Origin of the sequence: Mucilaginibacter sp., assembly GCF_041660805.1 — a bacterium.
Classification (GTDB): Bacteria; Bacteroidota; Bacteroidia; order Sphingobacteriales; family Sphingobacteriaceae; genus Mucilaginibacter.
Genome location: NZ_JBAZVP010000004.1, coordinates 288,078 through 300,111 on the forward strand (window position 1 = coordinate 288,078; position 12,034 = coordinate 300,111).

At 41.6% G+C, this 12,034-nt stretch carries 10 protein-coding genes; 2 read left to right on the forward strand and 8 right to left on the reverse strand.

The features are described 5' to 3' along the window. Positions 1-174: 174 nt before the first annotated feature. Complete coding sequence (locus WC743_RS08320; protein ID WP_373011451.1) at positions 175-669, forward strand: DUF1772 domain-containing protein; 495 nt, start codon at positions 175-177, stop codon at positions 667-669. Between the two features lie 48 nt (positions 670-717). Here the strand turns inward: WC743_RS08320 and WC743_RS08325 are convergent, their stop codons facing one another. The 3 genes from WC743_RS08325 to WC743_RS08335 all read right to left on the reverse strand — a co-directional run bounded on the left by WC743_RS08325 (position 718) and on the right by WC743_RS08335 (position 3,503). Next, positions 718-2,268: a DHA2 family efflux MFS transporter permease subunit gene (locus WC743_RS08325; RefSeq protein WP_373011452.1), complete on the reverse strand. Its 1,551-nt coding sequence runs from the start codon at positions 2,266-2,268 to the stop codon at positions 718-720. A 114-nt stretch (positions 2,269-2,382) separates the two neighbouring features. After that, the gene (locus tag WC743_RS08330; RefSeq protein WP_373011453.1) at positions 2,383-2,985 is read right to left on the reverse strand and encodes a TetR family transcriptional regulator C-terminal domain-containing protein; all 603 of its coding nucleotides are present in this window, start codon (positions 2,983-2,985) and stop codon (positions 2,383-2,385) included. A 119-nt stretch (positions 2,986-3,104) separates the two neighbouring features. Beyond that, complete coding sequence (locus WC743_RS08335) at positions 3,105-3,503, reverse strand: heme-binding protein (RefSeq protein ID WP_373011454.1); 399 nt, start codon at positions 3,501-3,503, stop codon at positions 3,105-3,107. Positions 3,504-3,646: 143 nt separating this feature from the next. Here WC743_RS08335 and WC743_RS08340 point away from each other — a divergent pair, with 143 nt between their 5' ends. Next, positions 3,647-4,033 (forward strand): hypothetical protein, encoded by a 387-nt coding sequence (locus WC743_RS08340; RefSeq protein ID WP_373011455.1) that lies wholly within the window; start codon positions 3,647-3,649, stop codon positions 4,031-4,033. Positions 4,034-4,127: 94 nt separating this feature from the next. Here the strand turns inward: WC743_RS08340 and WC743_RS08345 are convergent, their stop codons facing one another. The 5 genes from WC743_RS08345 to WC743_RS08365 all read right to left on the reverse strand — a co-directional run bounded on the left by WC743_RS08345 (position 4,128) and on the right by WC743_RS08365 (position 12,022). Beyond that, positions 4,128-7,265: an efflux RND transporter permease subunit gene (locus WC743_RS08345; protein WP_373011456.1), complete on the reverse strand. Its 3,138-nt coding sequence runs from the start codon at positions 7,263-7,265 to the stop codon at positions 4,128-4,130. 130 nt (positions 7,266-7,395) lie between these two features. Continuing rightward, positions 7,396-8,490, reverse strand: coding sequence for an efflux RND transporter periplasmic adaptor subunit (locus WC743_RS08350; RefSeq protein ID WP_373011457.1), 1,095 nt, complete (start codon positions 8,488-8,490; stop codon positions 7,396-7,398). Positions 8,491-8,518: 28 nt separating this feature from the next. Then, a complete protein-coding gene (locus WC743_RS08355; RefSeq protein WP_373011458.1) occupies positions 8,519-9,790 on the reverse strand; it encodes a TolC family protein in 1,272 nt (423 codons plus the stop codon). A 143-nt stretch (positions 9,791-9,933) separates the two neighbouring features. Next, positions 9,934-11,337 carry an ATP-binding protein gene (locus WC743_RS08360; protein ID WP_373011459.1) on the reverse strand — a complete coding sequence of 468 codons (1,404 nt, stop codon included), beginning with the start codon at positions 11,335-11,337 and terminating at the stop codon, positions 9,934-9,936. 7 nt (positions 11,338-11,344) lie between these two features. After that, positions 11,345-12,022, reverse strand: coding sequence for a response regulator transcription factor (locus WC743_RS08365; protein WP_373011460.1), 678 nt, complete (start codon positions 12,020-12,022; stop codon positions 11,345-11,347). Between the last annotated feature and the right edge of the window lie 12 nt (positions 12,023-12,034).

A 12,034-nucleotide genomic window follows, 5' to 3' on the forward strand; every position in this document is an offset into this window, starting at 1 on the left:
TTAGAAAAATCAGGTTTACAATGATATCAAATTTAAAAATTTCTACACGGTAAATCCTAATATATTTTAAAATGCCGGTCGCATTATGATTGGTGGCCAATTCCATTGTAAAAGAACAACAAGCATCATATCTTTACAAGGTAATTGACATATGGATATATGAATAACATAACTATGACCAATATAATTTTATTATTAGCCGCAACAACCACGGCTTTAATAGCCGGGTTGTTTTATGCTTACAGCTGCTCCGTAAATATTGGTTTGGGCCGCCTGCCCGACAGGGAGTACATAGCTGCCATGCAATCCATCAACAGGACTATTCAAAACCCGCTTTTTTTTGCAAGTTTTATGGGAACATTAATATTGCTTCCGTTAAGTGCATATTTACATTATCCGTTACCATTACAAGGCAAATTTTTATTGTTGCTGATTGCAGCCGTGGTATATGCGATTGGTGTATTTGGGGTAACTATTTTTGGTAACGTGCCCTTGAATAATGCACTGGATAATTTTAATTTGCAAACCGCGTCTGTAAATGAAATTGCTAATCAAAGAATAAAATTTGAGCAGCCCTGGCTACTTTTACACAACATCCGTACTGTATGCTCGGTAGTTTGCCTTTTGTTAACATTAGTTGGCGTGTCAATGAACTCAAGTTCTACCTAAACCCTGAAACTATTTGCCGGTGTGAACCGGAACAGACAATTACCACGATCAATGATCTGATGAGGCCACAACCACAGGTTTAGTCTTATCGCGCTTAGCAACAAATAATAACAAAGGCAGCACCACCGCAAAAAATAACCCGATAAGGAAATAAGCATCCAGATAACTGGAGAATGAAGATTGTTTTACTACCACTTTTTCTATCAGTTGCATGGCTTTTAATTTAGCATCTAACAAGCTGAAACCTTTTTGCTGGAACAAGCCTGTATAAGTACTTATCCGGTCTGCAGTAAGCGGGTTATCTGGTGTAATATGCGTTATCAGATCCATACGGTGTGATGCTACCCTCCGTGCCACATAAGTATTGATGATGGAGATACCAAATGAACCGCCCAACTGCCGCATCATATTATTTAGGGCAGTGCCTTGCGGCATATCTTTAGCCTCTAAAGAGGATACGGCAAGTGTCCCTAACGGAACTGTTAAAAGCGCCATGCCTATGGCACGGAATATTAAATTTACACTGATATCAAATGCCGGCGTCTCCAGGTTTATGCGCGACATTGACCAATTGAAATAAATAAAACAGAAAAAACCCAGCAATACTATCAAGGCCGGTGAAACACCTTTCTGCAATAACTTACCGGTTAAGATAAGTGCTAATACTGCTATAATTGAACCCGGTAAAAGTAAAAGCCCTGATTGTGTAGGTGTAAAACCCAATAAGCGTTGCGCAACCACAGGCGTAAGATAGATAGAGGTATACATACCCATCCCGGTTATAAAAGTGAGCACGGCGGCAATGCTTAACGATCTGAACCGTAGTATGCGCAAGTTAACCACCGGGTTTGGCGTAGTTAATTCCCATATCACAAATGCGACAAGCGATATGAGTGCCAAAACTGAAAGGAAAACAATATACCCGGCAGCAAACCAATCATCAGTCTCGCCTCTTTCCAACACTGTTTGTAAGGAGCCTATCCCAATAATTAAGAGAAAAATCCCTACCCAGTCTATTTTTTGAAGCTTTTGTTTGATGGCAGGTTCATATAGCAAAAAGAAACAGGAAACCGCTGCTGCTATACCTATTGGGATGTTGATATAAAATATCCAGGGCCATGAGTAGTTTTCGGTGATATAACCTCCCAAAGTTGGGCCAATAGTGGGCCCAATGAAAATACCTATTCCAAACAACGCGCTTGCGGTTGCCTGCTTTTCTTTAGGGAAGAGCTCAAATACTACGGTTGCCGAAACGGAAAGCAAAGCACCACCGCCTAATCCCTGCAAAAACCTGAAGGCTACCAGTTCCCATATACCGGTAGCATTACCGCATAAAAAGGAACAAACCGTAAATAAAATGATTGATCCTATATAATAATTTCGCCTACCCAGGTTAACGGCTAAAAAACTGGTCATGGGTATAATAATAACATTGGCAATTGCATAAGATGTTATTACCCATGAGGTATCTTCCAGGGTTGCACCAAGGTTACCACTCATATAATTGAGCGCTACGTTTACAATAGAGGTATCAATCAGTTCCATTATTGCAGCGGCAATAACAGTTATTAAAAGTATTTGTCGTTTTAAAGGGCTCATGTTGCACTATACCAATTGGTATATTTTTATTGATAGATATTCCAGTTAAATGATATTTTATTTGTGTCTGATTATTCAATATATACCGATTGGTATATATTAAGTCAAAAAAAATTATTTTTGTATTTGCTTGATAAGCAGTTCAATGGTTTTTACAACATTATCCATACTGGTATGGTCATTGGTAATACGGGCTATCATCACCCCGCCTTCAATCAGCGCAATTATTGATACTGCTGTTTGCTTAACATCAACATCTTCCCTAAACTCACCTGCTTTTATTCCCTGCTCAATTAACCGGTTTAAGCTGTTTTGCCATTTAAGTACAGCTTTAGCCGCCCTTTCCTTCAATAGGCCGTTGGTATCGTCTGCTTCAATGGCGGTATTTAATATTGGGCACCCGCCACGGTTTATAGGGCTCCTGGTAATGTTTTTATAAACCTTTGCGTAAACCATTAACTTATCATGGTAAGTTGCGGCTTTTTCTACCTGCTCAATAGTCAATTTTGCTATCCGGGCATAGTTATAATCAAATACTGCTAATGCTACTTCTTCTTTATTCTCAAAATTACCATAGATACTTCCCTTAGTAAGCCCGGTGGCTTCTGTAAGGTCAGATAGTGAAGTACCGGCAAAGCCTTTTTTGTTAAAGATCTCTGCAGTACTTTCAATAATGAAGTTTTTTGTACGTTCTGCTTTTGAGGTTGCCTTATTCATAAAACAAATATACCACTTGGTATTTATTATTTCATCATTTAATGGCAATATTTGAGATAGTATAAAATAAAGTCCCCGAAACTCCATTCCGGGGACTTTTTTGAGGAGTATTTTATAATTTACAAGGCATCGGCCCCTGCGGATGCAACTTCATGGTCCTGATCAACAGAACCTCCGGATACGCCAATAGCACCGATTATCTTACCATCGGCATCTTTAAGTACCACACCGCCCGGGAAAGTTATTAATCCGCCGTTAGAGTGTTCAATGTTATACAATGGGCCACCGGGCTGCGAAAGTTTACCTATTTCGCCGGAGTTCATATCAAAGAAGCGAGCGGTTTTGGCTTTTTTAATAGAAATATCTATTGACCCCAGCCAGGCGTTGTTCATCCGGTGGAATGATACCAGGTTAGCACCTTCATCTACAATAGCTATATTCATGGGGACGTTGATTGCCCTTGCTTTCTCTTTCGCGGCTTCTGACAGTTTCTCTGCCTGTTCTAATGTAATGCTCATGTTGTTGGGTTTGATTATTTAAATAACATGGATGTATAAAGTATGTTTCGGAATTAAAACTGAACTTTATTTATGTTGTTGGGTAAGCCGTAATTGAATTATTAAATATTATCTTGTACTACCTTAACCAACAAGCAATTACAATGGAAGAACCGCAACAACCGCAGCACAATGAAAAATTTCAACTTTTAACAGAATGGAGCAAGTGGCTTATCACCATTAATTTTGCTGCTGCTACAGGTTGTACTATTGTATTTCAAAAAGCGGTGGAAAATGGCGCTGAGAAGTTAATTGGCCCATTGCAATTGGCAATTCTTTTTTTTGCTATCTCGATAGTTATCGCTGTAGTATTGATTTTTCTTATTTCTATAGGGTATCTTAAAACCTTAAACAAAAGCTTTTGGATAGCGGTGGCACAATTAGCGTGTTTTCTTCTCGCCTTAGTGTTTTTTGGAATATGGATCAAAATTAAAGCTTGTACAAAACCTAAGCCTGAACCTGCACGTTGTGTTATGTGCAAAACTCCTTGAAGTTTACCGGCAATATCAAAACATAAAAAAGGGAGGTGTTGTAAACAACACTCTCCCCTTACCGCACGCACACTAAAACATGCGGCACCTTTCGTTATGCATTAATTGCACCTATATTTTTTAATAATTTACGGTTCTCCCTTTTGTGGATAAACTTGTAAACTATAGCATATATAACCGGTAAAATAAGCAGGGTGAGTATGGTTGAAGTAACTAAACCGCCTATCACCACTATAGCCAAAGGTTTCTGAGTTTCTGACCCGATACCTGTTGATATTGCAGCCGGCATTAAACCAATGGCAGCCATCAGGGCGGTCATCACTACCGGGCGCACACGTGATATTACACCGCTTAATATAGCATCGTCCAAATGCTTGCCTTCTTCCAGGTTCTTGCGGAATACTGATATCAGGATCACCCCGTTTTGAATACAAACACCAAACAATGCAATAAAACCAATGCCCGCCGATATACTGAAGTTGATACCGGTAAGGTGTAGTGCCAGGATACCGCCTATAAGCGCGAATGGTACGTTCATGATAACCAGCAGGGCATCTTTTGCATTACCAAACATCATATACAGTATTAAAAAGATAACCAGCAAGCAAATAGGCACCACATGCGACAGGGTTTTTGATGCACGGATCTGGTTCTCAAATTCTCCGTTCCAGGTAAATGCATAACCGTGGTCAAGCTTTACCGCGGCATTAACTTTTTGCTGCGCCTCGGCAATGGTACTACCCAAATCGCGGCCACGAACCGAGAACTTCACGGCTATGTAACGGGTATTATTATCCCTGAAGATAAACGCCGGACCAGTTAGTTCTTTTATGGTTGATATCTCCTGTATGGATATTTTAGAGCCGTTAAGCGTTGGCACCATCAGGTTCTTGATCTTATCTTCGGTATCGCGGTATTGCTGCTGGTAACGGATCCTGATATCAAATTTACGTTCACCCTCATATAACTGAGTTGCAGCTTTACCGCCAATAGCCATTTCAATAACCGAGTTAGCATCGGCAGTGGCAACACCATATAAGGCCATTTTACGCTGATCAAGCTCTATCCTAAACTCCGGCTGACCTAAGTTGCGCAATACGCCTAAATCGTCGACACCTTTAACATCTTTCAGCACCTTCATCACCGCATCGGCTTTTTTGTCCAGTTCGTTAAAATCCGGACCAAATATTTTTACCGCCATACTCGCGTTTACACCAGCCACAGCTTCATCCACATTATCGCGGATAGGCTGCGAATAGTTGAACACAATACCTGGCAATTTGCGCAGCTGCTGATCCATCTGGTCTATTAATTGCTCTTCGCTCAAGCCGCTTGGCCATTCATTCTTTCTCTTAAGATCCACCTGGATCTGTACGTTGAAGAAACCCTTAGGGTCGGTACCGTCATTGGTGCGGCCAACCTGTGCCAGCGTTTGTTTTACCTCGGGGAATTTCTCCAGTATCTGCATCATCTTTTGGTTGATGTTCTCCGCCTGCTTTAATGATACGCTCATTGGTAACTCGGCTTCTACCCAAAGGGCGCCCTCGTTCAAATCAGGCAAGAATTCTGTACCTAAGAATTTAGCCGAGAAGAAGGTAAGCGCCATAAAGCTGAACGCTACTATTAAGCTCCATTTTTGATTTTTGTAGGTAAAGCCAAACATCTTGCGGATACCATTCTCAAAGAAGATAACTACAGGGTTATGCTTTTCTTTAACGTTCTTTCTTAACAGGATGCTTGACAGTGCAGGCACCAGTGTAAGCGTGAACAGCAGCGCGCCCAGTAAAGCAAAACCCAATGTATAAGCCAATGGCGAAAACATTTTACCCTCCACCTTTTGGAAAGCGAAAATGGGTATCAAACAAGTAATGATGATAAGTTTAGAAAAGAAGATGGCTTTTCCCATTTCGGCACCAACGTTTTTAAACAGGCCCAGCTTTGCCAGTCCGTTAAATTTTTGCATGCCTACTTCCTGTGCTTTATGATCAAGGGCCACAAAGATCCCTTCAACCATTACCACCGCGCCATCTATGATGATCCCGAAATCTACCGCCCCCATTGATAGCAGGTTGGCCGTCATACCCTTAATGCGCATACAAATAAAGGCAAACAGCAGTGCCAGCGGAATAATGATGGCTACAGTTAAAGTTGTCCGCCAATCGGCCATGAACAGGAATACGATCACGGTTACCAGCACTATACCTTCTAACAAGTTATGGATAACCGTTTCGGTACAAAAATCCATCAGGTTGGTACGGTCATAAAAGGTATCTATCTTAACATCCTTTGGTAGTATGTTATCATTCAAGTCGGTAACCTTATCCCTAATTTTCTGTAATACCTCGGCAGGGTTCTCGCCCTTGCGCATTACTATAATACCTTCAATTACGTCCTTTTGCCTATCGCGACTCACCTGGCCTAAACGGGGCAAACCACTTTCCTTAATATCGGCAACGTTACGTGCCAGTATAGGTACGTTGTTTACATTTTTTATGATGATGTTCTCTATCTCGCTGATATTATTGATCAATCCAATACCACGCACCACAAATGCCTGGTCATTCTTTTCAATAACATCGCCACCCACGTTTATATTACTACGGTTAATGGCATTGAAAACATCAAGCGAGGTTAACCCGTACTTTTGCAGCAGGGATGGGTTAACACTTACTTCATAAGTTTTTTCCTCACCGCCAAAACTGTTTACATCGGCAACACCCTGTATTGATTTAAACTGGCGATCAAGCACCCAATCCTGTATAGCGGTTAACTCGTGGATAGATTTGGTTTTGCTTTTTAATGTATAACGATAGATCTCTCCGGTTGGGCCGTATGGCGGTTCTACTTCTGGCTTAACACCATCAGGCAGGTCGGCATTTTGCAGCCGGCTTAATACTTGCTGGCGTGCAAAGGCATCATCCACATCATCATCAAAAATAATACGCAGGTATGATAGGCCGAATGAAGATGTGGTACGCAGATTTACCTTTTTTTGAACGGAGTTTAAAACAGTCTCCATAGGGATGGTTATCATTTTCTCCACCTCTTCGGCACTGCGGCCGGGCCACTGTGCAATTACAATTATTTGCGTATTGGTAACGTCTGGGAACGTTTCTATAGGGGTATTCAAATAGCTCCAGACGCCCAATACAGCCAGCACCGCAGTCATAAAGAACACCATCGCCCGGTGCCGGAGCGAGAAGTGTATGATATTTTTAATTAGCTTGTTCATTTGTTTTTTTGAAGAGTCAAGAATCAAGAGCCAAGAATCAAGAGATTCCCTAAGAGCCTGATTTGACTATATGCATTTACCTGTTGTTATTTTTTTGTCTTGATTCTTGACTCTAAATGTCTTGATTCAATTAATCTTCTGTTAAAGCGTTATAAAGCAGTAGCTGACTTTTCGAAACCACTTTATCCCCCGGTTTTAAACCCGAGGCTATATAGGTAATGTCATCAACCGTTTTAATTATGCTTACCTCACTTACTTTTAAATTGCATTTGCTGTTGTATACAACCACAAAGTTTTTGCTGCTATCAAATATCACTGCCGATGATGGGATAGCCACCGAGCTTGAACCTTCTTTGTTAGTGATAAGTACGTTAGTGAACATCTCCGGCTTTAACAGCATATCTTTATTACTTAAAGCGATGCGCACTTTCATTACCTTGTTATCCGGGTCAAGTACCGAGCTTATTTCATCAACTTTGCCATTGAAAACCTTATCAGGATAAGCCAGCGTAGTTATTCTTGCGTCATAGCCTTTTTTTATCTTGGCTATGTCTGTTTCAAATACGTTTGCCCAAATCCAAACATCTTTCATGTTTGATATGGTGAACAGGCTGCTGCTGTTATCCGGGCGGATAAAGTTGCCTGCTGTAATATTCTTTTCTACTATATAACCATCGCCCGGCGCTTTAATAACAAGCGAGCCGCTGGCATTGGTGTTACCTCCGCCATTAATAGCAATCTGGTCGCGGACTTTGCTATTTGCGGCTACAGCTTTGTTATAATTTTCTTTAGCCTCGGTATAATCGCGCTCGCTTGATATACCATTCTTGTAAAGGTATTCGGCTTGCTCTAACTGGCGTTTGCTAATGGCCAGATCGGCTTTGGTAGAGGAGAGGTCGGTATAGTTACCTGCAACATCGGCACTGCGTAATACCGCAAGGGTCTGGCCTTTTGTTACTTTATCGCCCAACGATACCTTTACTTCCATTACCTGGCCGCTGGTAAAAGGGAACACCTTTACTACCTTATTCTCATCAAACGATACCTCGCCGGATAGTGCGAGCTCATCTTTCATTTGGGTGGTTTTGGCGGTATCAATTTTTATCATTTTTGACAGGGAATCGCTTATGCAAACCTGTTTAGTTTCCATCGTTCCCGTTTTTTTCTCCTGGCAGGATGCAAGACCTATAAAACCAATTGCTATATATAATATTTCCTTTTTCATTGCTTTATGCTGTGCTGATATAGTGCTGTTATAATGGGGTTACTACCGTTGTACCTACCGCGAAGTTGAGGTCGGCAATGGCTTTTTGCAGGTTAAGCTGCTGTTGTAATATTTTTAGTTTGGTTTCGCGGTATGAGTCAAAAAAGTCAATAAACTCCTGTAAACCCACCTGCTTTTGCTGAAAACTCTTCTGCATACTTTTATATAACTGATCATATTTATTATAAAAATCAGTTTCGTTAGTGCTTAGCAATTGCTGGCTCAGCCTGTATTGGTCCACCGCCGAATACACGTCATTCTTTAATTGCATTTCGTTACTTTGAACGGTGTACTCCTGGCTTTGGGCCATTAGTTTCGCATTTTTAATATTACCCTGGTTGCGGTTGAATAGTGGCAGCGGCAAGCTTATTTGTAAGCCTACATAGTTATTGGCATAGCTGCTATGCTGGTCATAAGCGCTCCCAATGGTAACATCGGGCACGGCCATTGCTTTTTGCAGGGCAAGGCTGTGAACGTTTTGATCAAGCAGGTAACGGTTAGCCAAATAATCACCCCGAAAGGTTTTTGCCTGCTCTGCCAGGGCGGCGGCGTTTAGCGTAGTATCGGTATTATTAAAAGTAATTTGAGGGGATATAAATTGTGTTTGGTTAGCAGCCAACAAGGTTTTCAATTCGCTTTGCAGGTCATTTATCTGGCGGTCTATCTCAACCAAATCATTCTGTAAACCAAAATTCAATGCCTTTAACCGGATAACATCTTTTAGCGAGTTGTTACCCGCCTGGTAAGATTTTTCAATGGCGTTAACCATATTGGTTGCCGATGTTATTTCTGTTTGATAAACCTTACGCTGATCTAACAAATTAGCCACCTGCGAAAAATCAAGCAATAGGTTATAGTGCAGGTTTCGCAGCAGATCATTAAACTGCGCCTGTTGAATTTGCACGCCATCATTAGCTATCTGTATTTGTTTGCCGCGCTTACCGGCAGTTTTTATAAGCTGACTTATCTGTACAAATACTTGTCCGCTACCATTGCTGTGGTCAAAGAATTTTTTGTTGGCATCAGTAATGTTTTGGTCGGTGCTTAAAATAGGATTGTCCCAAAGTTTGGCTTGCTGCACCAAAGCCTTTGAAGCATCTACATTATACTTTGAGGCAAGCAGATCAAGGTTCTTATCTAAAAAAGCTTTTTCGGCTTCCTTAAAAGTGATCTTAAGCGTATCTGTTTGCGCATATGCGCCTTGTGCCCCCATAAATATCAGGGCGAAAAAGGCTAAAAAACGGATATATCTGATTAACATGAGTGCAATAGTAATTTGATAGACCAAAACTATTGTACCCGTATTAGAGGCGCATTAAAACGAAATTAGAATAGCATTAGAATTTAGAGCCTCACCCTGCCCTCTCCAAAGGAGAGGGTAATGAGATGTGGGTTGCATAGTTGTTAAGTCCTCTCCTTTGGAGAGGATTTAGGTGAGGCTATCGGATTGTCTTTTAAAAATTCTACTATGAATGTACTACCTTGTCCGCTTGCCGAATTTACCCGAATGGTACCTTTAAACAGTTCAATGATCTTACTGGTAATGTACAAACCAATACCACTGCCTGCTATTGACCTATCCCGGTTTGCACGGTAAAATGGCCGAAAGATCTTTTCCAGATCTTCTTTGCTGATGCCCGGGCCTTCATCTGTAACGGTTATTTTTATATGGTTGGTAGTCGCTTCAAAATTCAGAACTACCGGGTACGGCGCCGAATATTTAAAGGCATTATCAATAATATTATTCAGGGCTATGTATAGCATTGATTTGTGAGCAGGAATGGCTAGCATCTCTTCATCTTCGGGCAGGTTAGCCAATTGTATTTTTAGCATACCCGGCCCTTTTTTATTTGCCCAGTGCTCTTCCAACTCCCATATCAATTCATCAACCCTTACCGGGGTAAGTATAGCCTGGGTATAGTTCAGATCTACCTGTGCCAACTCCATCAAGCTGGTGATGGTTTCCTGGAGCCGGCCACCGTCATTAGCTATTGAGCGTAAAACCCGTTTATATTCCTGTTGGTCGCGGTCTTTATCAAGGGCCACTTCTACCTCGCCCATAATGCTGGTTAGTGGTGTGCGCAGCTCATGCGATGCGTTGGCCACAAAGGTTTGCTGTAATTCAAAGGCGTTTTGTAAATGTGCCAGCAGGCGGTTAAAGTTATCTATCAGCTCATAGATCTCATCTTTACTTTTTACCTGCCCTACCCGCAAATGCAGGTTGCTCGACCGTATATTTCTTATCTCGGCAATGATCTTATCCACCGGCGAAAGCGCTTTTTGGGCAAACATTCGCCCGGCGAAGAATAGACCGGTACCAAAAATAATGAATAAGATCCCCGTGAGCTTGCCCAGCATAACCAACCTGCGGGAGGTATTAACATCTACTGCCGAAGCCAATATCACATAGTTACCCTGATTATCCTTATATGACCTGCCTACTACTTTTCGGTTACCTTCTTCATATTGCAAGTACCCATCTTTACGAACCTGATTTATGACATCTTGGGTCCAATAGACATTGTGCTTCATATCAAAAGCCGACAAATTATTATCGTCATAGATCCGGATCACCTCATCAGGTAATTTCTCCAGGTACTTTTGCTGTATCTGCAGCATGGAATCGGCAGCCAGTTCATCAGCCTTTAAATATAGCTGTGATGCCAGGTTAGTACGATCTGTTAAACGATTATAAAAATCAGCAGTAAAAAAAGAAAAGACGGCTACATAAACAGCCACCAAAACCAACAGCAGCGCCCCTGAGCTTATCAGCGTAAAATAAAGGGAAAGGCGGGTTTTGATCTTCATGGATTGCTTAGTCCTTTAAAATATAGCCCATGCCAATAACCGTGTGGATCAGCTTTTTTTCAAACCCTTTTTGAATTTTGTTGCGCAGATAGTTTACATAAACATCAACCATGTTGGTGCCTGTATCAAAGTTTATCCCCCAAACGCGTTCCATTATATACTCGCGTGATAGCAGCTTGGCTGGGTTTTTAATAAACAGTTCCAGCAGGCTATACTCTTTGGCTGTAAGCAAAATTTGCTTGCCTTCGCGCTCCGCGGTCTTGTCCCAGGTGTTAAGTTTAAGGCCGCCAAAACTTAAAATATGACTATCGCCATCTGCCAATTTCTTCCGGCGGAGCAGTGCCTCTATCCGGGCAAGCAGCTCGTTAAAATGGAAGGGCTTTACCAAATAATCATCAGAGCCGGAGTGCAGGCCGTTCACTTTATCATCAATAGTACCTAACGCGCTCAGCATTAAAACGGGCAACTGTGGCTGATGCTTGCGCAGTTGGCGACAAAGTTCAATACCACTCATGCCGGGCAGCATTACATCCAGTATCACCAGGTTATAGTCCTTCTGCAATATCATGTCAAGGGCGGCCTCGCCGTTGTCGGCAATATCTACTTCGTAATTATGCTCGTTAAGGCCTTTTTTTATAAACGATGAAACTTTGTCTTCATCTTCAACCAGGCAAATATTATCCATTCTATATTAATG